This is a genomic window from Variovorax sp. Varisp41 (assembly GCF_047325085.1).
Lineage (GTDB): Bacteria > Pseudomonadota > Gammaproteobacteria > Burkholderiales > Burkholderiaceae_C > Variovorax.
On sequence record NZ_CP168540.1, the window covers coordinates 5,039,770 to 5,063,339 of the forward strand.

20 protein-coding genes are annotated in these 23,570 nt (G+C 71.4%); 11 read left to right on the forward strand and 9 right to left on the reverse strand.

Features of this window, described 5'->3' with window-relative positions; genetic code table 11:
• Positions 1-7: 7 nt before the first annotated feature.
• Entirely contained in the window at positions 8-475 is a 468-nt protein-coding gene (locus ACEN9J_RS23310; RefSeq protein ID WP_057594014.1) for an Lrp/AsnC ligand binding domain-containing protein, read from the reverse strand.
• 111 nt (positions 476-586) lie between these two features.
• On the opposite strand from ACEN9J_RS23310, the gene ACEN9J_RS23315 reads away from it, so the two are divergent.
• Complete coding sequence (locus ACEN9J_RS23315; RefSeq protein ID WP_413762182.1) at positions 587-3,562, forward strand: L-glutamate gamma-semialdehyde dehydrogenase; 2,976 nt, start codon at positions 587-589, stop codon at positions 3,560-3,562.
• Positions 3,563-3,590: 28 nt separating this feature from the next.
• Here the strand turns inward: ACEN9J_RS23315 and ACEN9J_RS23320 are convergent, their stop codons facing one another.
• Positions 3,591-4,061 carry a hypothetical protein gene (locus tag ACEN9J_RS23320; protein ID WP_093354401.1) on the reverse strand — a complete coding sequence of 157 codons (471 nt, stop codon included), beginning with the start codon at positions 4,059-4,061 and terminating at the stop codon, positions 3,591-3,593.
• 290 nt (positions 4,062-4,351) lie between these two features.
• Between ACEN9J_RS23320 and ACEN9J_RS23325 the strand changes: the two genes are divergently transcribed.
• From ACEN9J_RS23325 to ACEN9J_RS23340, 4 genes are all read left to right on the forward strand, one after another.
• A complete protein-coding gene (locus ACEN9J_RS23325) occupies positions 4,352-5,626 on the forward strand; it encodes a Glu/Leu/Phe/Val family dehydrogenase (protein ID WP_057594017.1) in 1,275 nt (424 codons plus the stop codon).
• A gap of 36 nt (positions 5,627-5,662) precedes the next feature.
• Positions 5,663-6,316 (forward strand): nucleoside/nucleotide kinase family protein, encoded by a 654-nt coding sequence (locus ACEN9J_RS23330; protein ID WP_413762183.1) that lies wholly within the window; start codon positions 5,663-5,665, stop codon positions 6,314-6,316.
• Positions 6,317-6,400: 84 nt separating this feature from the next.
• Entirely contained in the window at positions 6,401-7,087 is a 687-nt protein-coding gene (locus ACEN9J_RS23335; RefSeq protein ID WP_413762184.1) for a DUF2242 domain-containing protein, read from the forward strand.
• Positions 7,084-8,097, forward strand: coding sequence for an FUSC family protein (locus ACEN9J_RS23340; protein WP_413764598.1), 1,014 nt, complete (start codon positions 7,084-7,086; stop codon positions 8,095-8,097). The genes ACEN9J_RS23335 and ACEN9J_RS23340 overlap by 4 nt, the downstream gene beginning before the upstream one ends.
• Here ACEN9J_RS23340 and rocF read toward each other — a convergent pair.
• The 4 genes from rocF to ACEN9J_RS23360 are packed head-to-tail and all read right to left on the reverse strand — an operon-like array spanning position 8,094 to position 12,019.
• Complete coding sequence (rocF, locus tag ACEN9J_RS23345; protein WP_057594021.1) at positions 8,094-9,005, reverse strand: arginase; 912 nt, start codon at positions 9,003-9,005, stop codon at positions 8,094-8,096. The two genes, ACEN9J_RS23340 and rocF, sit on opposite strands and share 4 nt — an antisense overlap.
• A gap of 10 nt (positions 9,006-9,015) precedes the next feature.
• Complete coding sequence (locus ACEN9J_RS23350; protein WP_413762185.1) at positions 9,016-9,966, reverse strand: sterol desaturase family protein; 951 nt, start codon at positions 9,964-9,966, stop codon at positions 9,016-9,018.
• On the reverse strand, positions 9,963-11,348 hold the full coding sequence (locus tag ACEN9J_RS23355; RefSeq protein WP_413762186.1) for a sensor histidine kinase: 1,386 nt from the start codon (positions 11,346-11,348) through the stop codon (positions 9,963-9,965). The genes ACEN9J_RS23350 and ACEN9J_RS23355 overlap by 4 nt, the downstream gene beginning before the upstream one ends.
• The gene (locus tag ACEN9J_RS23360) at positions 11,345-12,019 is read right to left on the reverse strand and encodes a response regulator transcription factor (RefSeq protein ID WP_057594023.1); all 675 of its coding nucleotides are present in this window, start codon (positions 12,017-12,019) and stop codon (positions 11,345-11,347) included. Before ACEN9J_RS23360 ends, ACEN9J_RS23355 begins: the two co-directional genes overlap by 4 nt.
• Positions 12,020-12,191: 172 nt before the next feature.
• Here ACEN9J_RS23360 and ACEN9J_RS23365 point away from each other — a divergent pair, with 172 nt between their 5' ends.
• Entirely contained in the window at positions 12,192-12,578 is a 387-nt protein-coding gene (locus ACEN9J_RS23365) for a hypothetical protein (protein ID WP_413762187.1), read from the forward strand.
• Between the two features lie 13 nt (positions 12,579-12,591).
• On the opposite strand, the gene ACEN9J_RS23370 is transcribed toward ACEN9J_RS23365, so the two are convergent.
• Positions 12,592-14,649 (reverse strand): prolyl oligopeptidase family serine peptidase, encoded by a 2,058-nt coding sequence (locus ACEN9J_RS23370; protein WP_413762188.1) that lies wholly within the window; start codon positions 14,647-14,649, stop codon positions 12,592-12,594.
• A gap of 208 nt (positions 14,650-14,857) precedes the next feature.
• On the opposite strand from ACEN9J_RS23370, the gene ACEN9J_RS23375 reads away from it, so the two are divergent.
• From ACEN9J_RS23375 to ACEN9J_RS23395, 5 genes are all read left to right on the forward strand, one after another.
• The gene (locus tag ACEN9J_RS23375; protein ID WP_413762189.1) at positions 14,858-16,534 is read left to right on the forward strand and encodes a WS/DGAT/MGAT family O-acyltransferase; all 1,677 of its coding nucleotides are present in this window, start codon (positions 14,858-14,860) and stop codon (positions 16,532-16,534) included.
• A 133-nt stretch (positions 16,535-16,667) separates the two neighbouring features.
• The gene (locus ACEN9J_RS23380; protein WP_413762190.1) at positions 16,668-17,225 is read left to right on the forward strand and encodes a hypothetical protein; all 558 of its coding nucleotides are present in this window, start codon (positions 16,668-16,670) and stop codon (positions 17,223-17,225) included.
• A gap of 74 nt (positions 17,226-17,299) precedes the next feature.
• Positions 17,300-17,788 (forward strand): phasin family protein, encoded by a 489-nt coding sequence (locus ACEN9J_RS23385; RefSeq protein WP_057594028.1) that lies wholly within the window; start codon positions 17,300-17,302, stop codon positions 17,786-17,788.
• 26 nt (positions 17,789-17,814) lie between these two features.
• Positions 17,815-18,450 carry a TetR/AcrR family transcriptional regulator gene (locus ACEN9J_RS23390; protein WP_057594029.1) on the forward strand — a complete coding sequence of 212 codons (636 nt, stop codon included), beginning with the start codon at positions 17,815-17,817 and terminating at the stop codon, positions 18,448-18,450.
• A gap of 97 nt (positions 18,451-18,547) precedes the next feature.
• Positions 18,548-19,321: an esterase/lipase family protein gene (locus ACEN9J_RS23395; RefSeq protein ID WP_413762191.1), complete on the forward strand. Its 774-nt coding sequence runs from the start codon at positions 18,548-18,550 to the stop codon at positions 19,319-19,321.
• Positions 19,322-19,339: 18 nt separating this feature from the next.
• On the opposite strand, the gene ACEN9J_RS23400 is transcribed toward ACEN9J_RS23395, so the two are convergent.
• Both ACEN9J_RS23400 and ACEN9J_RS23405 read right to left on the reverse strand, forming a co-directional pair.
• Complete coding sequence (locus tag ACEN9J_RS23400; protein ID WP_413762192.1) at positions 19,340-20,104, reverse strand: winged helix-turn-helix domain-containing protein; 765 nt, start codon at positions 20,102-20,104, stop codon at positions 19,340-19,342.
• Between the two features lie 150 nt (positions 20,105-20,254).
• Positions 20,255-23,470: a bifunctional cytochrome P450/NADPH--P450 reductase gene (locus tag ACEN9J_RS23405; protein WP_413762193.1), complete on the reverse strand. Its 3,216-nt coding sequence runs from the start codon at positions 23,468-23,470 to the stop codon at positions 20,255-20,257.
• Positions 23,471-23,570 lie beyond the last annotated feature (100 nt).

Consider the following 23,570-nt stretch of genomic DNA (forward strand, 5'->3'; position numbering starts at 1 on the left):
GCCGCGCTCAGATCCCCAGCGGGATCCGCGCGCTGCTCTTCACTTCCTCCATCACCGCGTAGGTGCGCGTCTCGCGCACGCCCGGCAGCTGCCACAGCACCGTGCCCGCGAAGTCGCGGTAGGCCGCCATGTCGGCCATGCGCGTCTTCAGCAGGTAGTCGAAGCCGCCGGCCACCATGTGGCATTCGACGATCTCCTCGCGCACCTGCACCGCGGCCTTGAACTGGTCGAACACGTTCGGCGTGGTGCGGTCCAGCAGCACCTCGACGAAGACCGTGAAGCCGCGACCCAGCCGCTCGGCGTCGAGCCGCGCCTCGTAGCCCTGGATGAAGCCCTCGCGCGTGAGCCGCTGCACGCGCGCGAGCACCGCCGTCGGCGACAGCGCCACCGCCTCGGCCAGCTTGAGGTTGGTGATGCGGCCGTCTTCCTGAAGAATCTTCAGCAGCCGGAGATCGACGCGGTCCAGGTCGGTCATGGAATGTGGGATGGCAAGGGTTCTGGTGAATTATCCGGAACTACCGTCGAATTTTGGTGAAAAATTCGCCATCGAGGCATGGACCATAGCCAATCCAACCAAGGAGAAGACATGCGCCTGCCCGACCCCTACCGACCCGAACCCGAGGTCGTCGCCCATCGACTCGCCCTGCTCGAGGGTGCGCTCGACTGGACCGCGGCCTCGACCGTCGCCACGCCCTGGGTGCAGGCGGTGCGCGACCATCCGCCGCCGTTCTGGGCCATGGAGAGCCTGCTGCGCGAATACCCGATCTCGAGCGCCGAAGGCCTCGCGCTGATGCGGCTGGCCGAGGCGCTGCTGCGCGTGCCCGATGCCGAGACCGCCATCGCGCTCACGGCCGACCAGCTCGGCCGCGCCGATTTCGCGGGCGCGGCCGATTCCACGCTGTCGCGCCTGTCGTCGGCCGCGATCGCGATGTCCAAGCGCTTCCTGCCCGAGGCCGACCATCCGCCGGGCCTGATGGCCCGGCTCGGCGCGCGCACCGTGGTCGCCGCCACGCTGCGCGCGGTGCAATTGCTGGGCCGGCAGTTCGTGCTGGGCCAGACCATCGCCGAGGCGATGGACGAGGCCCGTGCCGCGCACCGCAAGCAGTCCGCCCTGTGCTTCAGCTACGACATGCTCGGCGAGGGCGCGCGCACCGACGAGGACGCCCTGCGCTACCTCGAGAGCTACACCCGCGCCATCGCCGCGATCGCCCAGGGCGCCGATCCCACCGCCGCGCCCGAGCGCAACGACGGCATCTCGATCAAACTCAGCGCGCTGCATCCGCGCTACGAGGACGCGCAGCGCGAGCGCGTGCTGCGCGAGCTGGTGCCGCGCGTGTGGCTGCTGTGCGAGCGCGCGGCCGCGGCCAACATCAACCTCACCATCGACGCCGAGGAGGTCGACCGGCTCGAGCTCTCGCTCGACGTGTTCGACGCGCTCGCGACCCGCGTCGCGGCCGAGCATCCGCAATGGCGTGGCTTCGGCCTCGCGCTGCAGGCCTACCAGACGCGCGCGCTCGAGCTGATCGAGCACGTCACCGCGATCGCCCGCCGCTACGGCCTGCGGCTGATGTGCCGGCTGGTCAAGGGCGCCTACTGGGATGCCGAGATCAAGCGCGCGCAGGAACTCGGCCTGCCGCACTACCCCGTGTTCACCCACAAGCACCACAGCGACGTCAGCTACCTGGCCTGCGCCCGGGCGCTGCTGGCCGCGCCCGACGCGATCTATCCGCAGTTCGCCACCCACAACGCGGGCACCATCGCGGCCATCCTGCAGATGGCGCAGCGCCAGGGCGCGCCGTTCGAGCTGCAGCGGCTGCACGGCATGGGCGAGGGCGTCTACCGCGAGGTCATGAAGCACACCGGCGCCTCGGTGCGCGTGTATGCGCCGGTCGGCCGCCACAAGGACCTGCTGGCCTACCTGGTGCGCCGCCTGCTCGAGAACGGCGCCAACTCCTCCTTCGTCAACCAGCTCGGCGACCCCGGCGTGCCCATCGCCACGCTGCTGGTCTCGCCGCTGTGGCTGGAGCGCGAGAGCCCGCAACTGCCGCTGCCGCCGCTGCTCTACGGCCCGGCGCCCGCGCGGCGCAACAGCGACGGGCTCGACCTCACGGTCGACGCCATGCGCGCGCCGCTGTTCGCGGCGCTGGCCGCGACCGCGGTGCCGGTCGTGCCCGAGGCCGATCCCGCGAGCGCCGCGCGCGCCGTGGCCGCGAGCGCGACGGCCTTCCGCGCCTGGCGCAACACGCCGGTGGCAACGCGCGCCGCCGCGCTGCGCCGCGCGGCCGATGCCTTCCAGGCGCAACTGCCGCGCCTGTGCGCGCTGCTCGTCAAGGAAGCCTTCAAGACCTGGGGCGACGCGGTGTCGGAGGTGCGCGAGGCGATCGACTTCCTGCGCTACTACGCCGACGAGGCCGAGCGCCTGATGCAGCCCGTGCTGCTGCCCGGCCCGACCGGCGAGCGCAACGAGCTGCGGCTCACCGCGCGCGGACCCTGGGTCTGCATCAGCCCGTGGAATTTCCCGCTGGCCATCTTCACGGGCCAGGTCGCGGCCGCGCTCGCCACCGGCAACACCGTGCTCGCCAAGCCCGCCGAGCAGACGCCGGCCATCGCGCGCGAAGCGGTCGCGCTGCTGCATGCGGCGGGCATTCCGGCCGACGCGCTGCAGCTGCTGCACGGCCCCGGCGAGACCGTGGGTGCCGCGCTGGTGGCCGCGCCCGGCGTGGCCGGCGTGGTGTTCACCGGCTCGACGCAGGTGGCGAAGATCATCCATCGCGCGCTGGCGGGCAAGGACGGTCCGATCGTCCCGCTGATCGCCGAGACCGGCGGCATCAACGCGATGCTGGTCGACTCGAGCGCGCTGCCCGAGCAGGTGGCCGATGCCGTCGTGCAGAGCGCCTTCCGCTCGGCCGGCCAGCGCTGCTCGGCGCTGCGGCTCCTGGTGCTGCACGAGGGCATCGCCGACGGCACGATCGAGATGATCCGCGGCGCGGCGGCCGAGCTGTCGGCCGGCGACCCCGCGCTGCTCGCGACCGATGTCGGCCCGGTGATCGACCGCGAGGCGGCCGACAACATCCGCCGCCATCTGGCGCGGCTGGACCGCGAAGCGAAGCGCGTGCTGGCGCCCGCTGCAATGGACGACGCAACGTCCACCCTGATCGCGCCGGCGGCCTATGAAGTGGGTGCCATCGAGGACGTGCGCAGCGAGATCTTCGGCCCCGTGCTGCAGATCGTGCGCTGGGGCTCGGGCGCGCTGAGCGATCCGGCCGAGGTCATCGAGCGCATCAACGCGCTCGGCTACGGCCTCACGCTCGGCATCCAGACGCGCATCGATTCGCGCGCCCAGGCGCTGGCCGTGCGCGCCCACGTGGGCAATGTCTACGTCAACCGCAACATCATCGGCGCGGTGGTCGGCGTGCAGCCCTTCGGCGGCGAAGGGCTCAGCGGCACCGGGCCCAAGGCGGGCGGGCCGAACTACCTGCCGCGCTTCTGCGCCGAGCAGACCGTGACGGTCAACACGGCGGCCGCGGGCGGCAATGCGGCCCTGCTGAGCACGGTGGCGTAGCGCCGTCGCGCCACGCCACCGCGCGACCTCAGCGCACCGTGCTCTGGCCGTGCGCGGCGGCCTGGCGATCGAGCTGCTCGATCAGCGCGCCGTAGGCCGGGCTGGCGCGCAGCCGCGTGTACTCGGCCTGTGCCTGGCGATAGCCCGCGCGGGTCGGGTCGGCACCCGCTTCGCCCGACTGCTTCGCGGCCAGGCCCGACTGCATCCACAGCCGCGTGTCGGCGGCCACCGCGGCGCGGCTGTTGGCCGACACCGTGGCCACCTGCTGCTGCGGCGTGCCGTCGGTGTAGCCCTGCGTGGGCGCGGTCTTGAGCCATTGGCGCGCTTCGGCCGTCACGGCTTCGCGCGTCGTCGACGAGCTGAACGATGCGGGGCGCGGATCGCCCTCGGCGTAGTTGCCCGCGAAGCTCGGCGCGGCGGCGGCGGCCAGCAGCGCGGCGAAGGCGGCGGTGCCCAGCAGGCGGGTGGTGCGGACGGTGCGGTGTTGCGAGGTCTTCATGTCGTCGTTCCTTTCAGTGGTGGGACGTGGTGGTTGAACCCGGTGGGAGCGAAGCGGGCCGGTGGGCCGCGTGGTCTTCGTCTTTCCTTGCCACCGACTCTAGGGAACGCAAACCGGCGATCGATAACCCGTTGATGACGATTTCGTCATCTGCCGCACCGCAGCAGGAAAGCCCTGCGCGGGGGCGTCAAGCGACTCTTGCATAACCGCCCGTCGCGGCATGCATAAGCCATGGCGCGGCGCGCGGGACGGGACTATCGTTCGCCCATCATTCCAACCAAGGGACTCTCATGAGCGAAAAACTCTCCTTCGTCGCGCCGACGGCCAACAGCCCCTGGGGCACCTACCTGTCGCAGGTCGATCGCGTGGTGCCCTACCTGGGCCCGCTCGCCCGCTGGGTCGAAACCCTCAAGCGTCCCAAGCGCGCGCTGATCGTCGACGTGCCGATCGAGATGGACGACGGCACCATCGCCCACTTCGAGGGCTACCGCGTGCAGCACAACATGAGCCGCGGCCCGGGCAAGGGCGGCGTGCGCTTCCACCCCGACGTCACGCTCGAGGAAGTGATGGCCCTGTCGGCCTGGATGACCATCAAGACGGCCGCCGTCAACCTGCCGTACGGCGGCGCCAAGGGCGGCATCCGCGTCGATCCGAAGAAGCTGTCGCAGAACGAGCTCGAGAAGATCACGCGCCGCTACACCAGCGAGATCGGCATCATCATCGGCCCGCACACCGACATCCCCGCGCCCGACGTCAACACCAACGGCCAGATCATGGCGTGGATGATGGACACGTACTCGATGAACGTCGGCGGCACCGCCACCGGCGTGGTCACCGGCAAGCCGCTGCACCTGGGCGGTTCGCTGGGCCGCGTCAAGGCCACCGGCCGCGGCGTGTTCGTCACCGGCCGCGAAGCCGCGCGCCGCCTCGGCCTCGACCTGCGCGGCGCGCGCATCGCGGTGCAGGGCTTCGGCAACGTGGGCTCGGTCGCGGCCGAACTGTTCGCCGAGGCCGGCGCGAAGATCGTCGCGGTGCAGGACCACACCGGCACCATCGTCAACGACAAGGGTCTCGACCTCGCGAAGCTGGTGCCGATCTCGCGCACCGACGGCGTGGTCGGCTTCAAGGCCGGCGGCGACATCGTGCCGAACGAGGACTTCTGGAGCGTCGGCTGCGACATCCTGATCCCCGCCGCGCTCGAAGGCCAGATCACGGCCGAGCGCGCGAAGAAGACCACCGCCAAGCTGGTGCTCGAGGGCGCCAACGGCCCCACCGTGCCGCAGGCCGACGACATCCTCGCCGAGCGCGGCGTGCTGGTGGTGCCCGACGTGATCTGCAATGCCGGCGGCGTGACCGTCAGCTACTTCGAGTGGGTGCAGGACTTCTCGTCCTTCTTCTGGGACGAGGACGAGATCAACGTGCGCCTCGATCGCATCATGATGAACGCCCTCAACCAGATCTGGGACACGGCCGACAAGCACAAGATCACCTTGCGCACCGCGACCTACGCGGTGGCTTGCGAGCGGATCCTGATGGCGCGGCAGGAGCGCGGTCTGTACCCCTGATGTTTTTTTGACGGCGCGCGCGGCTACGCTCGGGGGATGAGCATTTCTCCCCCGCAGTCTCCTCTCTCGCTTCCCGCCGACAGCCTCGCGCGTCTGCGGTCCCTCACGGCCGGCGGCCAGCGCAAGCTGCTCGGCCTGGTCGGCGCCCCCGGCGCCGGCAAGTCCACGCTCGCGGCGCTGCTGCGCGACGCGCGCGGCGCCGCGCGCGCGCAGGTGGTGCCGATGGACGGCTTCCACCTCGCCAACGTCGAGTTGAAGCGGCTCGGCCGCGCCGACCGCAAGGGCGCGCCCGACACCTTCGACAGCGCCGGCTACGTGGCGCTGCTGCAGCGGCTGCGCGAACAACGGCCCGGTGGCGACATCGTCTATGCGCCCGAGTTCCGGCGCGAGATCGAGGAGCCGGTGGCGGGCGCGATCGCGGTGCTGCCCGAGACGCAGCTCGTGATCACCGAGGGCAACTACCTGCTGCACGACGGCGGGCCCTGGGCCGGCGCGGCCGCGCTGCTCGACGAGGTCTGGTACGTGGACATCGACGATGCGCTGCGCGAGGCGCGGCTGGTGCGCCGGCACGAGCAGTTCGGCCGCAGCGCCGAGGCGGCGCGCGCGTGGGTGGCGCAGACCGATGCGCCGAACGCGCGGCTGATCGCGGCCACGCGCGCGCGGGCACACCACGTCGTCGTGCTTTCCTGACCGCTGGCTGATCCCCGGGAACGCGCGGCTGCTCATCGCGCTCGAAGCCGGGCCGGCAGCCCGCCGGTTAGCATCCGCCACGCCATGCCGACCCTGCCTTCGATCTCCCTTCGCCCCCGTCCTTCCGTCCTCGTCCTGGCGCTGCTGTCGGCGCTGGTGCTCGCGGGCTGCGGCAGCGGCGGCTCGCGCCGCGTCTCCTACGACACCGAGGAGTTCGACTCCACCACCACCCATACGCGCAGCTACGAGGCCACCGAGGCCCAGACCTGCGAGGCCGCGCGCCGCGCGTTGCTGAGCCAGGGCTACATGGTCACGGCCGCCAATGCCGACCTGGTGACGGCCCGCAAGAGCTTCCAGCCCGCGGCCGAGGTGCATGTGGAGGTCGAGTTCCGCGTGGTCTGCGCGGCCGAGGGCGGCCGGGGCGGCAAGGGCGCCAGGCCGAAGAGCACGGTGGCCTTCGCGACCGCGCTGCAGGACCGCTACGGCCTCAAGAAGGTCAACAACTCGGCGAGCCTGGGCGTGGGCGCCTTCGGCTCGCTGTCGCTGCCGCGGACGGGCAGCGACGACGCGATGGTCAAGGTGGCGAGCCAGACGCTGACCGACGAGCGCTTCTACGACCGCTTCTTCGCGCTGCTCGACCGCTTCCTCGAAGGGCAGGAGCCGGGCGCGGAAGAGCCCGAGGACCTGCCCGAGCCCGCGCCGCCGGCACCCGCCGCTACGCCGGGCCCGGCCACCACCTTTCCGGTGCCCTCGTCGCCCAACCGCGGCTGACCCATGGCCAGCCTCTCGTTCACGGACCGCCTGGCCTTCCTGCGCGAGCCGGCCGCTGGCGCGCGGGCGCGCAGCTCGCGGCGGCGGTCGCCATCGCCTGGGGCGTGTCGCGCCTGGTGGGGCTGCCCGAGAGCTTCTGGGCCGTGATGAGCGTGCTGATCGTGATGCGGCCGAGCGCCGGCTCCACGCTCGAGGCCGGCTGGGACCGCGTGCGCGGCACCTTCGCGGGCGCGCTGGCCGGGCTCGCGGGCGTGTGGCTCGCGCACCATGGCGTGCCGATGCAGGCCGACGCGCTCGCGATCGTGCTGCTGCTGGCCTTCGTCGGCGCCGCCTTGCCGGGCCTGCGCAGCGCGCCGGTGGCGGCGCTGATCGTGCTCTCGGCCGGCAGCCTGCCCGGCCATTCGGCGTTGCAGGTGGCGCTGCTGCGCATGGCGCAGATGGGCATCGGCGTGGGCGTGGCGCTCGCGATGGCGCTGGTGACGGCCGAGTACCGGGCCGGCGCGCGCTTCGACGCGGGCTGCGCGGCGCTGCTGCGCGGCATGGCGAAGCGGCTGCTGGCGCTGGCCGCGGGCGACGCGGCCGAGGGCGACGGCGAGCGCGCCCGCGCCGCGCTCGCGCGGCTCACGGTGCTGGCGGGCGGCGCCGACCTCGAATCGCGCTGGCCCTGGCGCCACCGCACGGTCGGTGCGCCGAAGGACGCGCACCGGCAGCGCGCGCGCACCATGGCGCGGCTGATGCAGGACGTGGCGCTGCTCGGCCGTGCCATCGGGCAGCAGCAGCCGGCATCGAACGAAGAGATTGCGAAGGCCGCGCGCGCCTCGGCCGGCGCGCTCGCCGCGCTGGCGGATGCGCTCGAAGGCAAGGGCATGGCGCCCGACCTGTCGGTGCTCGAGCGGCTCGCCGCGCGCCATGCGTCGCGCGACGACGCGGCCCGGCCGCTGCTGGCGGCACCGCTCGCGCTGCTGCTGGAAGATCTGCGCGCGCTGCAGGCCACGCGCGTTGCGGCCTAACGCACCAGCGTCGACTTCCCGAACAGGCTCTCGATCAGCTCCACCGCGATCTCGGCCGTCTGGTTGCGCACGTCGAGCGCGGGATTGAGTTCGACCACGTCGACCGAGCCGAGCCGGCCGGTGTCGGCGATCATCTCCATGCACAGCTGCATCTCGCGGTAGGTCGGTCCGCCGCGCACGCCGGTGCCCACGCCGGGCGCGATGTTGGGGTCGAGGCAGTCGAGGTCGAAGCTCACGTGCAGGTGCGTGTCCTCGTCCACGTCCTGCAGCGCCTCGGTCATGGTGGTGCGCATGCCGTGCTCGTCGATGTGGCGCATGTCGAACACGTTGAGGCCCAGCGTGCGGATGGCCTCCTTCTCGTCGGCATCGACGCTGCGGATGCCGATGAAGCGGATCGCCTCGGGCGGCAGCGCCGCGCGTTCGCCGCTCCAGCCGGTCAGCACAGCGGGCCCGTGGCCCAGCAGGCACGACACCGGCATGCCGTGCAGGTTGCCGCTGGGGCTGGTGGTCTCGGTGTTGACGTCGGAGTGCGCGTCGAGCCACAGCACGCGCAGCTTGCGGCCGCGCTTGCGCGCATGCCAGGCCACCGCGCTGATCGAGCCGATCGCCAGGCAGTGGTCGCCGCCCAGCATCAGCGGCACGTGGCCCGCGCCCAGCACCTCGTCGACCGCCGCGTACACGGCGCGGTTCCAGGCGATCACTTCGTCGAGATGGCGCAGCCCGTTGGCCGGCGGCGCCCAGGGCGTGGCCGGGCCCGCGAGGTTGCCGCGGTCGACCAGCGCGAAGCCCTGGCGCACCAGCGCCTCCGCCAGCCCCGCCACGCGCAGTGCGTCGGGGCCCATGCCCGCGCCGCGCACGCTGGCGCCGACGTCGGTGGGAGCGCCGATCAGTTCGAGGGTGAGGTTCATGCGTGGGCCTTCATGTCCTGCCGATCCGGTCCCCGGCATCCGGGGGGCTCGGCGGACCATTGTGCCGAGGAACCGGTGACAGGCCCATGATCCGCCGCGTGCCCGACGCGGTGAAGGGCTGCGCCAGTTGCGCCAGGAAGCCGGCCGCGATCTCGCCGTCGATGCCGATGTCCGCCGGCGGCCGCCGCGCCGGGCGGTACCAGGTGCCGAACAGCAGGTCCCACAGCACCAGGTTCTCGCCGTAGTTGCGGTTGCCCTCGGCCGGCGAGCGCGAATGGTGCCAGCGGTGCAGCGCCGGTGTGCTGAAGACGCGGTCGAGCCAGCCGGTGCGCAGCTCGATGTTGCAGTGGGTCAGCAGTCCCGTGACGGCCGTCACCGCGCCCACCCACAGGAACACCGCGAGCGGCGCGCCCAGCAGGTACAGCGGCAGTTGCCCGAGCAGGGCCTTGAAGGCGCTGTCGACCACGTGGAAGCGGCCGGTGTTCGCCACCCACAGCCGCCGCACGCCGTGATGCAGCGCATGGAAGCGCCACAGCGGCGGCCATTCATGCGCGCCGCGGTGCGCGATGTAGAGGCCCAGTTCCACCACCGCGAGCGCAAGCACCACCTGCGCGGCCAGCGGCCAGTGCACGGGCCAGGCCGTGCCGTGCGCCGAGGGCCGCAGCGCCATCGCACCGGCCAGCGGCAGGCTCGCCGCGAGCGCGGCCACGACCTGGGCCGCGCCCTTGGTCAGCAGCGTGTGGGCCAGGTCGCAGGGCGTCTGGCCGTCGTCCGCGAGCCAGCGCGGCTCGTGCGGCAGCCAGCGTTCGAGCAGCGCGATGGCCAGCGCGAGCGAGAGGTAGGCCGCGTTGAACCACGCCAGCGGCGCCGCGCTCGCGAAGGCCGCCGCCGCGGCCAGCAGGCCCGCGGCGTAGAGCGCCGGCCACAGCAGCCACGGCAGCCAGCGGCGCGCGGCCTTCATGCCGGCGCCTCGCCGCTTCGCCCGGGCCGCAGCCGCAGCCGGAACAGCGCGCCGCCGCCCGGCGCGTCGTGCACCGTGACCTCGCCGCCATGCAGGCGCGCGATCTCCTGCACCAGGCTCAGGCCGAGCCCGGCGCCGGGCCCGGTCGCATGCCCGCGGTGGAAGGGCTTGAAGATCTGTTCGCGCAGCGCGGCCGGGATGCCGGGGCCGTCGTCGATGACCTCGATGTCGCCCGGCGGCATCACCCGCACCGTCACGGCTCCCATGCCGCCCGCGTGCTCGATCGCGTTGCGCACCAGGTTGGCCAGCGCGCGCGCGATCGCGTCGCGGTCGCCTTCGATCTCCACGCGCGCGGCCAGCGGCTCGAACGAGACCTCGTAGCCCGCGGCGAGCGCCAGCGGCGCCATCTCGGCCACCACCTCGCGCGCCAGCGCCACCAGCTCGATGCGCTGGCGTCCCGTGCCCTGGGCCTTCATGCGCTGCAGGTCGAGCAGCTGTCCCGCCAGCACCGACAGCCGCGCGGCATCGGCCAGCAGCCGCGTGCGTTCGGCGCCCTCGGCCAGGTTCTCGATGCGCGTGTGGAGGATCGCGATCGGCGTGCGCAGCTCGTGCGCCGCGTCGGCCAGGAAGCGCTCCTGCCGCGCATGGCCGTCGTCCAGCCGCTGCAGGGCATCGTTGAAGGCACCCACCAGCGTCGCCACCTCGGCCGGCACCTCGGCCAGCGGCAGGCGCACGCCGCGCTGCTCGGCGTCGATCTGGCCGGCGCGCGCCACGATGGCGTGCAGGCCCGAGAGCGTGCGCCGCACCACCACGTGGCTGGCCAGCAGCGTGGCCGCCACGGTGATCGCCAGGATCGGCAGCACCACCTCGAGCAGCACCAGCAGCAGCGACAGGCCGAGGTTGCGCCAGGTGATCGGGCTGTCGGCGCCGGTGAGGATCTGCACCGGGCCGGCGGCGGAGTCGACCCAGCGCATGCGCGCCGACTGCCGCGGCGGATCGCCCATGTTCCAGCCCAGCCGGGCCTGCCCCACGCCGTCGAGCGTGGCGCCGATGTCGGCGAATTCGTCCGGGATGCGGCCCTCGACCAGCCGGCCGCCCTGGCGGTCGCGCACCGAGAACCACAGCGGCGGCTGCGCCTCGCGCAGCGCGGCGAGCCGCTGCGTCGCGCGCATCGAGAGGCGGCCGTCGGCCCCGCGCATCACCGCCTCCTGCAATATCTCGACGGTGTTCTCGGGCGAGCTGAAGTTGATCAGGTGTCCCGTGGCCACCAGGGCGCCGATCACCAGCAGCTGGATCGCCGCCTGCAGCAGCACCAGCCGGCGGACCAGGCGGCGCTTGAGTGAGGAGGGCGAGGAGGGCGCCGCGTTCGCCGCTGTGCTCATGGCACGGCCCGCAGCAGGTAGCCCACGCCGCGGATGCCGCAGATCTCGACGCCGGCGCCGGTGTCCGCGAGCTTCCGGCGCAGCCGCGAGACGTGGGTGTCCAGCGCGTTCGACTGGATCTCGACGTCGAAGCCGAACACCGCGCGTTCCAGCGCCTCGCGCAGCACGGTGCGGCCGCCGCGGCGCATCAGCAGCTCCAGCGCCAGCAGCTCACGTCGCGGCAGCTCCATGCGATGCCCCGCCACGCTGGCTTCGCGGTGCGCGAGGTCGAAGCGCAGGCGCGCGACCTGCAGCAGCTCCTGCCGGGTCTCGGCCGGGCGCCGCAGCAGCGCGCGCAGCCGCGCCAGCAGTTCCTCGACCGCGAAGGGCTTGCCCAGGTAGTCGTCGGCGCCTGCGTCGAGGCCGCGCACGCGCTCGTCGAGCGCATCGCGCGCCGTGAGCATCAGCACCGGCACGGGATCGCCGGCGGCGCGCAGCCGCGCCACCAGCGCGAGGCCGTCGCCGTCGGGCAGCCGGCGGTCGAGCACCAGCGCGTCGTAGGGCGTGGCCTCGACATGGCGCGCGCCGTCGGCCAGCGTCGTGGCATGGTCGACCAGGATGCCGCGCCGGTGCAGCGCGGTGAGCAGCACCGAGGCCATTTCGGGTTCGTCTTCCAGCAGCAGGATGCGCACGCGCGTGTTCCTTTCAGGGCGGCGCCGGAGCTCCGGCGTGCCGCACTGTAGGGAGGCTGGATTGCGCGAGTGTTGCGTGCGCGCGCCCCGCGCGACGCAATGCTGGCTCCATGTTGGCGGTCGATGCTGGCGTCAGGCCCGCGGTCGCGGGTCATCTGCCAAGGAGCACCGCATGCATGTCCTTCATGTCCAGACCACCCTGCTGCCGGAGGCGATCGTCCTGGCGCTGTCGCTGATGCTCGCCTCGGTCGCGGCGGCCGAGGTGGTGTCGGGTTTCGACGTGCCGCCGCCCGTCCACGACCCCTGCCACGATGGCCGCTACAGCCAGGGCCGCGCGATGAGCTGCGGCGAGCTGTTGCGCCAGCTCGACCGCGAGGAGGCGTTGCGCCGCTCCGAGCGCTGGCGCAGCGATCCCTGCCGGGATGGCCGCTACAGCACGGGCCGGCCGATGACCTGCGCCGAGCTGCGCGAGCGGCTGGACCGCCGCGAGCGGCGCCTGCCCCCGTGGCGCGACGAACGGCCCTACGGCCTGGGCGAGTCGCCGCGCGACAGCGGCTGACGCGCGTCGCCGCTCAGGCGATGTGGTCCCAGAGGTAGGCGTAGCCCAGCGCGTCCATGAAAGCGGACTGCTTGTTGTCCGAGGCCGCGCTGTGGCCGCCCTCGAGGTTCTCGTAGAAGGCCGTGTCGTGGCCTTGCGCGGCCAGCTTCGCATGCATCTTGCGCGCATGCACCGGGCCCACGCGGTCGTCGCGCGTCGAGGTGGTGAACAGCGAGGGCGGGTACTTGGCGCCGGGCTTCGCGCTCTCGTAGGGCGAGAAGTGGCGGATCCATTCCCACTCCTCGGGCACTTCGGGGTCGCCGTACTCGGCGATCCACGAGGCGCCGGCCGACAGCTGCGTGTAGCGGCGCATGTCGAGCAGCGCCACCTCGCTCACGATCGCGCCATAGAGCTCCGGATGGCGCGTGAGCATGTTGCCCATCAGCAGGCCGCCGTTGCTGCCGCCCATGGCGCCCAGGTGCGCGGGCGAGGTGATGCCGCGCGCGATCAGGTCCTGCGATACCGCGGCGAAGTCCTCGCTGCTGCGCAGGCGGTTCTGCTGCAGCGCGGCCTGGTGCCAGCGCGGGCCGTACTCGCCGCCGCCGCGGATGTTGGCCACCACGTACACGCCGCCCTGCTCGAGCCAGGCGCGGCCGATGCCGCCGCTGTAGCTGGGCGTGAGCGAGATCTCGAAGCCGCCGTAGGCGTACTGCAGGGTGGGGTTGCGGCCGTTGGCCACCAGGTCCCTGGGCGCGATCTCGAAGTAGGGCACGCGCGTGCCGTCCAGCGAGCGCGCGAAGTGCTGGCTGACCGTGTAGCGCGAGGCATCGAAGAAGCCCGGGCTGTGCTTGAGCGGCTCGGCCTCGCCCTGGCCCAGGGTGCCGATGTAGAGCGTGGTCGGCTGCAGGAAGCCGCTCACGGTGAGGAAGTAGTCGTCGCTCTCGTCCTCGTCGATGGCGCCGGCCGCGATGGTCGACAGCGCGGGCGCGCCGCCCAGGCTCTCGCGTTGCCACGGGCCCTTGCCGTCCGCTGGCGGCGTGAGCACCTCGATGCGGTTCACCACATCGTGCATCGCGTTCACGATCAGGTGATGGCGCGTCCATGAATGGCTGTCGAGCGCGCTGGTGTCGGTGGGCTCGAACAGCAGCGTGAGTTCGCGCGCGCCGGCCATGTAGGCGTCGAAGTTCGCGGCCAGCAGCGAGCCGGCCTTGTAGCTCGCGCCGCCCACCTCCCAGTCGCTGCGCGGCTCGATCAGCAGCCATTCGCGCGTGACGTCGACCACCGCGTCGTCGGGCACCTCGATCCTGGCGAGCGTGCCGTCGGCCGCGCGCACCCAGGTCTCGCTGTCGTAGAAGTCGATGGCGCGCGAGACGAAGTCGCGCTCGAAGCCCGGCGTGGCATCGCGCCAGCCCGAGGCCGAGAGGTCCTCGGTGTCGGCCTCGTAGACCGTGACGGCCTCGGCCAGCGGCGTGCCGCGCTTCCATTCCTTCACGATGCGCGGATAGCTCGAGGTGGTCATCGAGCCCGGGCCGAAGTCGGTTGCCACGTAGAGGTGGTCGATGTCCTTCCAGGCCACCGTGTTCTTGGCCTCGGGCAGCGCGAAGCCGCCCTCGACGAAGGCCTTGCGCACCGGGTCGAACTCGCGCACCACGTCGGCATCGGCGCCGCCGCGCGAGAGCGAGACCAGGCAGCGGCCATAGCCGGGGTAGAGCCAGTCGGCACCGTGCCAGACCCAGTTCTCGCCCTCGGCCGCGGCCAGTGCGTCGAGGTCGAGCACCGTCTCCCAGGCCGGCTGCGGCTTGCGGTATTCGGCGAGCGTGGTGCGGCGCCACAGGCCCTTGGGATGGGCCTTGTCGCGCCAGAAGTTGTAGTAAAGGGTGTCGACCTTGTAGACCATCGGGATGCGGTCGTCGGAGTCGAGCACCTCGAGCAGGCCCTGCTCGATCTGCTTGAAGCGCGCCGACTGCGCGTGGCGCTGCACCGTCTCGGCGTTGCGGGCCTTGGCCCAGTCGAGGGACTGCGTGCCGTCGATGTCCTCGAGCCAGAGGAAGGGGTCTTGGTCTTGCGCTTGCGGGCGGGGGGAAGAGGTCATGGGCACAGTGTACGAACGCACCGTGAAGGCCCCGGGTCGGATGGACCTTTCGCATTACCCGTGGCCGGTCCCAGAACATCGCTCGGTGCAAACCCGGGTGCGCTCCCCGGTGGAAACACTGAAGGGCGCGGCCCCCCGGCGCAGCGGCCGCACGGTATCCTGCCGAAGCCGAATGCGACGGCATTCCACGACCTAGGAGACACAACACATGAAACACCTGAGCGGTCTCGATGCCACCTTCCTGCATCTGGAAACACCGGAGATGCCGATGCACGTGGGCTCGCTCAACGTGCTCGACCTGCCCAAGGGCTACAAGGGCGACTTCTACGAGGATGCCAAGCAGTTCATGGCCAGCCGCATCCACCTGGCCGACGTGTTCACGCGCAAGCTCGCGCTGATGCCCTTCGACATGACGAACCCGGTGTGGGTGGAGGACGACGACATCGACCTCGACTACCACGTGCGCCACATCTCGCTGCCGCGGCCCGGCACCAACCGGCAGCTGCAGCAGTACGTCGCGCGTCTGCATTCCTCGCTGATCGACCGCAGCCGGCCGATGTGGGAGTTCTACATCATCGATGGCCTCAAGAGCGGCCAGGTCGCGCTCTACACCAAGGTGCACCACGCGGGCATCGACGGGCAGGCCGGCGTGGAAGTGGGCAAGGCCATCTTCGACCTCGAGGCCACGGGCCGCGTGGTGAAGCCGCCGCGCTCGCGTCCGCGCGGCAGCGGCTACCAGCTCGGCATGGCCGAGCTCGCGAGCGCCGCGCTGCGCAACACGGCGCAGCAGTACGTCAAGCTGTTCAAGATGGCGCCGGCCATCGTGCGCGCCATCAGCGGGCTCGCCAGGCCCGACGAGAAGGCGGCCGAGAAGCTCACGACCACGGCGCCGAAGAAGTTCAACCTGTTCGCGCCGCGCACCTCGCTCAACGTCTCGATCACCAACCAGCGCACCTTCGCGGGCCGCACCATCTCGCTGGCCGAGACCAAGTACATCGCCAAGCACTTCGGCGTGTCGCTCAACGACGTGGTGATGGCCACCGTGGCCGGCGCGCTGCGCCACTACCTGGCCGACAACAACGAGCTGCCGGCCAAGCCGCTGGTGGCGGGCGTGCCCGTGAGCCTGCGCGAGGCCGGCGACGACACGGCCAACAACCAGGCCAGCATGATCCTCGTGAGCCTGGCCACCGACATCACCGATCCGCTGCAGCGGCTCAAGGCCATCAATGCCTCGTCGACCGCCTCGAAGTCGACCATGAACCGCTTCAAGGCCGTGATCCTCGACGACTTCCCGACCTTCGCCGCGCCCTGGCTGGTGTCGGGCATCGCGTCGATGGTGGGCCGCTCGGGCCTGGTCAACATGCTGCCGCCGGCCGCCAACGTGGCGATCTCCAACGTGGCGGGCGCGCCGTTCCCGATGTACTTCGCGGGCGCGCTGGTCACCTGCTACTACCCGGTGTCGATCGCGAGCCACGGCACGGCGCTCAACGTCACGGTGCAGAGCTACAACGGCCGCATGGACTACGGCCTGATCGCCTGCCGCCGCGCCGTGCCCGACATCACTGAGATCGGCGACTACCTGCTGGCCGAGCACAAGCTGCTGATGGAGCTGACGCAGAAGCATCCGTCGGTGGCCGGTGCGCCGGCGCCGAAGCCCGCAGCCGTCGTCGAGGCGCCCGCCGATGCGCAACCCGCGGCCAAGGTTGCCGCGAAGAAGGCCCCGGCGCGCAAGGCCGCGGCGAAGAAGACGCCGGCACCGGTGGTGAAGAAGGCGCCCGCGAAGAAGGCGGCTGCCAAGGCCGCTCCGAAGCCCGCCGCCAAGACCCCCGCCCGCAAGGCTCCCGCGCGCAAGAGCGCGCCACGCGCCGCGGCCGCCGCCGCTTGAGGACCGCCCGGGTCCGGAAAATTGGGGCAGTTGGACTAGTTTTCCGACGCTTCTAGTTTTCCAGGCCTAGGCCCTCGGGAAGAAGATCACCCCATCGCGAATCCCGCGACCGATCAACTTCCAGGAACAAACCATGCCCACCTCGCAAACCTCCATCGCTTCCGCCGCCGTCCACGTCATCGGCCAGTACAACGACGCCGGCAAGACCCTGGTCGGTGCCTACCGAACCGGCGTGCAGCGCCTGCTCGACGGCGCCGCTTCGCGCTACAGCGACTTCCTCGGCCAGCGCGAGCTGCCGCTGGTGAACGACAAGATCAAGGCCAACCTGATCGGCGCGCAAGCCAAGGTCAACGGCTTCCTGGCCAACCGCCTCGAGATCGACACCGGCCGCATCGTCTCGGTGATGGACCGTGTCGCCACCGGCACCACCAGCGGCATCGAATCGGTTGCCAACCGCGTGGCCCAGGTCGAGTCGCCGGTCGCCACCTCGGTGATCAACGCCCTGTCGGCCGTGAACCAGCCCTTCGCGACCGTGTCGGTGCAGATCGCCGACCGCATCGCCGCCGGTGCCAGGCAGATCGAAGTCCGCGTCGCGGGCAGCGAGGAAGCCAAGCCCGTGCGCACCGTGAAGGCCAAGGCCGCCGCGGTCAAGAAGCCGGTTCGCCGCGCTGCCGCCCGCAAGGCGGCCTGAGTTCCGCAGGCGCCTTCGGGCGCCTTTTTCTTTTGCGGTACCTTCGAAGGTACCGAGTTCCCCTGGAGTGATGCATGGCGACCCGCCGCGATGAACCCGCAGAACTGAAGAAGAAGGCGACGCCCGCGAAGAAGACCGCCGGCGCCAGGACCGCGGCGAGAAAAACGGCGGCGCCGCGCAAGCGCACCGCCGCCAAGGCCAAGCCCGCATCCTCCGGCGAAGGCCTGCTGCGCGCCGGCCTCAAGGCGCTCGACACCGTGCGCAACGACGTCGCCAAGCGGCAGGCCAGCGTCACCAACGTGATCGAAGGCCTGCTGGGCATCGGCGGCAAGGGCGGCGAGGAGGCGAGCGGCGCCAAGGCCGTGCTGACGCGCGGCTTCCCGGGCCTCGACAGCTTCGGCATCCGCAAGTTCGAGGACGTGTTCGACCAGCGCGTGGCCACCGCGCTGCAGCGCCTGGGCATGCCCACGGCCGAGGAGGTGCAGGCGCTGCAGTCGCAGATCGCGGCGCTCGCCGAGCGGCTCGATCGGCTCGAGAAGGCCGCGCGCGGCGGCAAGCGCTGATCCCCGCACGACCCGCAGAACCGCCAGTGGCCGGCTCCAACACCACGCGCGACCGCATCCTGCTGACCAGCCTCGCGCTGTTCAACGCGCAGGGGCTCGCGGCGGTGTCCACCCACAAGATCGCGGCCGAGCTCGGCATGAGCCCGGGCAACCTGCACTACCACTTCAAGGCCAAGCAGCTGATCGTGGAGTGGCTGTTCCGGCGCTTCGAGCAGCGGCTCGAATCGCTCAACGGCTCCTCGGCCGGCATCGCGGCCATCGACGACCTGTGGCTCGCGCTGCACCTGCGCTTCGAGGCGATCAACGAGTACCGCTTCATCTACCGCGACATGGCCTTCCTCGCGAGCGAGTACCCGGTGCTGGGCCAGCGCGCGCAGGCCCTGACCGCGCAGAACCTGCTGGCGGCCCAGTCGCTGTGCGAAGGGCTGGTGGCCTCGGGCGTGATCGAGACCAGCGCCGAGCAGGCGCGCATCCTCGCGCTGCAGATGGTGTTCACCACCACCTGCTGGCTGTCGTTCGAACGGCTGGTGCCGGGCCGCGACGCGCTGGCGCAGGCCGATCCGGGACTGGCGGCCTTCTACACGCTGACCCTGGTTTCCCCGTATGTTTCGGGCGAATCGAGGGCTTACCTCGATTACCTGAGGGCCAAATACCTCGGATAACAGACGACACCGTCCGACGGGGGGCCGCGTGGCGGAACCCCAGACTGGCAACGAAGAACCAACAGAAGCGCAGAGACACGCAAGAAAGGACCCGCACATGACCACCGCCACCCGTGAACACATCTCGCCGCCCTCGCGCCTGCTGCTGCTGGCCGAAGGCCGCGCGCTCTGGGAAACCGGCGCGGGCCTCGCCATGTGGCCGCTGCTGCAGCTCACGCCGCGCGGCGATGGTCATCCGGTGCTGGTGCTGCCGGGCCTGGTGGCCGGCGATGCCTCCACGCTGGTGCTGCGCCGTTATCTCGCGAGCCGCGGCTACGACGCGCACGGCTGGGGCCTGGGCCGCAACTTCGGTCCGCGCGAAGGCGTGGAGGACGGCATGGTCGAGTTGCTGCACAAGCTGCACGACGACAGCGGCCAGAAGGTCAGCCTGGTCGGCTGGAGCCTGGGCGGCGTGTATGCGCGGCTGTTGGCGTCGGCGCATCCCGGTGTGGTGCGCAGCGTGGTCACGCTGGGCAGCCCGTTCTCGGGCAGCCCGCGTGCCACCAATGCCTGGCGCGTCTACGAAGGCGTGAGCGGCCAGAGCTCGCACGACCCGCGCCGCATGAAGTTCGTGCAACCCACGCCCTCGGTGCCCACCACCTCGATCTTCAGCCGCACCGACGGCGTCGTGGCCTGGCGCTGCAGCATCGAGAAGACCGGGCCGAAGTCCGAGAACATCGAGGTCATCGCGAGCCATCTGGGCCTGGGCGCGCATCCCGCGGTGCTTTATGCGCTGGCCGATCGGCTGTCGCAGCCCGAGGGCGGCTGGAAGCCCTTCGACCGCGGCCTGCTGGGGCCGCTGGTCTATCCGGATCCCGATCGTCGGAACTGAAGTGCGCCGCCGGGGCCTTCAGGCCTCGGCGTAGCTGGCCGGCTCGCAGGCGAACGCCGCCTGCGAGCGCACTTCCTGCAGCATGTAGCCGCGCCCGTAGGCGGCGCGCAGCACCAGTCCGCCATCCTCCTGCAGCGCGAGCTTCTTGCGCACGCTGGCCGCCGCGATGTTGAGCGCGCGGGCGCCCTCGTGCGGCGGCCGCTTCCACAGCGCGATCCAGAGGAACTCGCGCGTCAGCAGCTGGCCGAGGTGGCGGAACAGCATCAGCGCGAGGTCGAACTCGCGCGGATCGAGGCGCACCTCGCGCCCGCGCCGCAGCACCAGCCGTTCGTCCTCGAGAAAGCGGTAGTCGCCGCAGACCAGCTCCCGCGCTTCGGCGCCCGGCCGCGCCGGCGTGCGCGAGCGCGACAACAGCGCGCGCAGGCGCCATTCGAGTTCATGGTCGGCCAGCGGCAGCGGCGCGAAGTCGACCAGGCCGTGGCCATGGCACAGCGCCTCGACCGCGGGCGGCGTGCGCCAGGCCGAATCTTCCGCGAGCAGCAGCACCGGCATGCGCCGCAGCCGGCAGGCGGCCGAGAGGTCGGCCCAGGCGGTTTCGTGTTCGGGATGGAGCAGCAGCAGGTCGAAGCGCCAGCCGCCCCGCAATGCCTTGAGCAGGCCGGTGGCGCCATGGAACGGCATCGCGCCGTAGCCGCGCCGCGCCATGCGCTGCGCGAGCGCCGCGCCCCGGACGGCATCGCCGTCCACCACCGCCGCGCGCGGCGGTTCGTCTGCCCTGAGCATGCCCCATGCCTCCCGGTTGTTGATCGGATCGCGGATCCCGTGGATCTCGCGAGCCTTCGATCTTCAGCGGGAGGGTCTAGGCGTGAAAAACCAGAACCGGCGGAAAGTTAGTCCAACTGCTCCAACTTTTTTCGCGCGGCGACGGGCGCGTCAGCTGCCGGCCCAGACGTCGAGCACGTAGCGCTGGTCCGCGATCATCCGGTCCATCCACGCGGCGCTGTCCTGGCCGTGCTCGCGCGCGATGTCGGACAGCGCGCGCCGCACGTCGGGCTCCATGCGCGAGCCGTCGCCGCAGACGTAGACCACGGCGCCGGCTTCGAGCAGCGCCCACACCTGCGCCGCCTGCTCGCGGATCAGGTCCTGCACGTAGACCTTGCGCTCGCCCGCGCGCGAGAAGGCGGTGTGCAGCTTCATCAGGCCGCGGTGCGACCAGGCCTTCAGCTCCTCGGCGTAGATGAAGTCCTGCTCGGGATGACGGCAGCCGAAGAACAGCAGCGCCTCGCCGAGCGCGGTGCCGGCCTCGGCCTGCGCCGCGCGCTCCTGCAGGAAGCCGCGGAACGGAGCCAGCCCGGTGCCCGGGCCGATCATGATCAGCGGGCGCCGCGCGTCCTCGGGCAGCCGGAAGCCCTCGGCCGTGGTCTCGCGCACCACGCCGTGCACCGTGTCGCCGGCCTCGGCGCGCGCCAGGAAGTTGGAGCACACGCCCTCGAAGGTGCCGAGGCCCGACCTGGCCGGGCCGCTGACCACGCCCACCGTCACGCTGCACTTGCCGGGCGTCATCGTGGGCGAGGAGGAGATCGAGTAGTAGCGCGGCGACAGCGGCGACAGCATCTCGAGGAACACGGCGAACGGCACCTGGCAGGCGCGGTGCTCCTCGAGCAGGTCGAGCAGCGACTTGCGCTTGTGCAGCACCTCGGCCTTGTAGGCCGCCTGCGAGGCCTCGTCGCTGCCCGACAGCGCCACCAGCTTCGGCCTGGTGAACGGGCACTCGGTGTAGGCCGCGAGCGTGGCGATCTGCTTGCGCGTGGCCACGTCCTGCAGCTCGACGTAGTCGCCCAGCAGGCGGTCGACCGCGATCACCTGCTCGACCGGCAGCGCCGGCTTGCGGCCCGCGATCGCATGCAGCCGCACATGGGCCGTGCGGTCGAAGCCGAAGCGCGCCATCGCGCGCTCGACCTGCTTCGGGCTGTTGCGCGGCACCACGCTCAGGTGGTCGCCGGCGCGGTAGACCAGGCCCTCGGGCAGCATCAGCTCGACGTGGCGCGTGGAACGGCCGGCCTCGCCGCCGGCGTGCTGCAGCTCGCGGTTCTCGATCACGCGCAGCGCCACCGCGCCCAGCGCGTCGACGATGGCGTTGTTCTGCGGCGGCGGCAGTTCCTCGAGCGTGTAGAGCGGCTCGCTCTGCGCGGGCGTGTCGGCACCGGTCTTGATGTCGAAGGCCTTCACCAGCTCGGGCCACAGCGCGTCGCTCCAGTCCTGGAAGGCGCCATCCATGTCCTCGCGCGCATCGCCCTCGCCGCGCGGATGCACGCGCGTGGCGCCCAGCGCCTCGAGCCGCTCGTCGATGCGCCGCGGCACCGCCTGGTAGGTGGCGGCCCAGTCGGTGTTGCCGCAGCCGAACACGCTGAAGCGCACGCCGTTGAGCGCGTCGTCGGCCTTGTCGAGCCAGCGGTGGAACTCGGCCGCGTTGTCGGGCGCCACGCCGTTGTACGAGGCGCAGACGATGGCCACCGCGCCGTTGGCCGGCAGCCGCTCGGCGTAGTCGTCGAGCGAGGCCAGCTGGGTCGAGAAGCCGCGCGCCTCGCCGGCCTCGGCGAGCTGGCGCGCGAGGTCCTCGGCGGTGCCGAGGTTGGAGCCCTGCAGCACCAGCAGCGAGGTGCCGTGGCGCGCGGCCTGCGGCTTGCGCGCCGCCGGCTGCACGGGCTGCACCGGCGCGGCCGCCGCGTCGTTGATGTTGCCGCGCGGGCGCGTCGCGGGGTCGCGCAGCAGCGCCTTGATCCTGAAGCCCTCGGGCTTGATGGTCAGCGCTTCCTTGATCTTGAGCTTGTAGCCGGTGTGGTCCACCAGGGTGAAGCGCTGCAGGATCATGCCCAGCGTCAGCACCGCCTCCTGTAGCGCGAACTGGCGCCCGATGCAGGCGCGCTGGCCGTTGCCGAAGGGCTTGAAGGCATTGACCGGGCGCTCGCGCTCGGCCTCGCGGCTGAAGTTGTCGGGATCGAACTGGTCGGCGTTCTCGCCCCAGATGCCCTTGTCGCGATGCAGCGCCAGCGCATGCATGATGACCATGTTGTTCTTCTTGATCGTGTACTGGCCACCGATCTTGGTGTCCTCCTTCGCGCGCATCGAGATCGCGGGCGCGGTCGGGAACATGCGCAGCGACTCCTTGAGCACCTGCATCACGTACTGCAGCCTATTGACCTGCGCGTAGGTGGGCTTGAGCGAGGTGTCGGGCCCGAACACGTTGTCGACCTCGGCCTGCGCCTTGGCCAGCGCCTCGGGGTTCTTCAGCAGGAAGTAGATGGCGAACGAGAGCAGGCCGCTGGTGGTTTCGTGGCCCGCGATGAGGAATTCGATGCACTCGTCGCGGATCATCTTGTCGGTGAGCTGCTCGCCGCTCTTCTTGTCCACGCCCGCGATCATGTAGCTCAGCAGGTCGGGCTTGGTCGCGATGTCGGCACCGCTCGCGCGCCGCTCCTCGATGATGTCCTCCACCATCTTGTGCATGTAGCGGATGTCCTTGCGCTGCTGCGCCAGCTCCTTCTTGAGCATCAGCTCCTCGAGCGGCAGGCCGCGCCGGTTCTGCACCGTCTCGAGCGTGCGCACCATCGCGTCGACGAAGGGATGGAAGCCCTCGCGGTAGAAGGAGTTGAAGCGGTAGCCGAAGCCGCACAGGCCGATGGTGTCGAGCGTGAGCGCGGTCATGTCGCGCACCACGTCGACCTCCTCGTCGAAGTTCAGCCGCTCCCACTTGGTCACGAGCTGCCCCGCGATGTCCAGCATCATGGGGTGGTAGGCCTGCATCGCGCGCTGGCTGAAGTTGGCCAAGAGGATGTTGTGCGGCTTCGACCAGGTCTCCTCGTGGGTGTCGGAGGTGAACAGGCCGTGCGAGGCGGCGCGCAGCCGGCGCAGCGCGCCGCGCGTGCTCTTGTCGAAGCGCGCCTCCTCGCAGAGTTCGTCGACCAGCGCGGGCGACGACACCACGATCACCGGCATGCCCGGCATGTCCAGCCAGTAGATGCCGCCGAGCTCCTGGGCGATCTTCCACATGTCCAGCACCGGGGAGTCGGAGCCGATCGACAGCAGGTTGCCCACGAAGGGCTTCTTGGCGGGATGGGGGATCGGGTGGAGCGAGTTCTTGCCTGCCATGGGTCTGGATGTTGTGCTGCTGCGGGAGGCGGCCGCGGGGCGCGCCGAGGGGGAACGACCACTGGAGTATCGAAGCGGCTCCCCCGGCGGCAGGACGGGG

Coding starts and splice junctions, on each gene's coding strand:
- ACEN9J_RS23370 (WP_413762188.1), bottom strand. CDS start 14,649: ATGACCTCTTCCCCCCGCCCGCAAGCGCAAGACCAAGACCCCTTCCTC.
- ACEN9J_RS23405 (WP_413762193.1), bottom strand. CDS start 23,470: ATGGCAGGCAAGAACTCGCTCCACCCGATCCCCCATCCCGCCAAGAAG.
- ACEN9J_RS23385 (WP_057594028.1), top strand. CDS start 17,300: ATGGCGACCCGCCGCGATGAACCCGCAGAACTGAAGAAGAAGGCGACG.
- ACEN9J_RS23320 (WP_093354401.1), bottom strand. CDS start 4,061: ATGAAGACCTCGCAACACCGCACCGTCCGCACCACCCGCCTGCTGGGC.
- ACEN9J_RS23355 (WP_413762186.1), bottom strand. CDS start 11,348: ATGAGCACAGCGGCGAACGCGGCGCCCTCCTCGCCCTCCTCACTCAAG.
- ACEN9J_RS23315 (WP_413762182.1), top strand. CDS start 587: ATGCGCCTGCCCGACCCCTACCGACCCGAACCCGAGGTCGTCGCCCAT.
- ACEN9J_RS23350 (WP_413762185.1), bottom strand. CDS start 9,966: ATGAAGGCCGCGCGCCGCTGGCTGCCGTGGCTGCTGTGGCCGGCGCTC.
- ACEN9J_RS23330 (WP_413762183.1), top strand. CDS start 5,663: ATGAGCATTTCTCCCCCGCAGTCTCCTCTCTCGCTTCCCGCCGACAGC.
- ACEN9J_RS23310 (WP_057594014.1), bottom strand. CDS start 475: ATGACCGACCTGGACCGCGTCGATCTCCGGCTGCTGAAGATTCTTCAG.
- ACEN9J_RS23400 (WP_413762192.1), bottom strand. CDS start 20,104: ATGCTCAGGGCAGACGAACCGCCGCGCGCGGCGGTGGTGGACGGCGAT.
- rocF (WP_057594021.1), bottom strand. CDS start 9,005: ATGAACCTCACCCTCGAACTGATCGGCGCTCCCACCGACGTCGGCGCC.
- ACEN9J_RS23380 (WP_413762190.1), top strand. CDS start 16,668: ATGCCCACCTCGCAAACCTCCATCGCTTCCGCCGCCGTCCACGTCATC.
- ACEN9J_RS23375 (WP_413762189.1), top strand. CDS start 14,858: ATGAAACACCTGAGCGGTCTCGATGCCACCTTCCTGCATCTGGAAACA.
- ACEN9J_RS23365 (WP_413762187.1), top strand. CDS start 12,192: ATGCATGTCCTTCATGTCCAGACCACCCTGCTGCCGGAGGCGATCGTC.
- ACEN9J_RS23335 (WP_413762184.1), top strand. CDS start 6,401: ATGCCGACCCTGCCTTCGATCTCCCTTCGCCCCCGTCCTTCCGTCCTC.
- ACEN9J_RS23325 (WP_057594017.1), top strand. CDS start 4,352: ATGAGCGAAAAACTCTCCTTCGTCGCGCCGACGGCCAACAGCCCCTGG.
- ACEN9J_RS23395 (WP_413762191.1), top strand. CDS start 18,548: ATGACCACCGCCACCCGTGAACACATCTCGCCGCCCTCGCGCCTGCTG.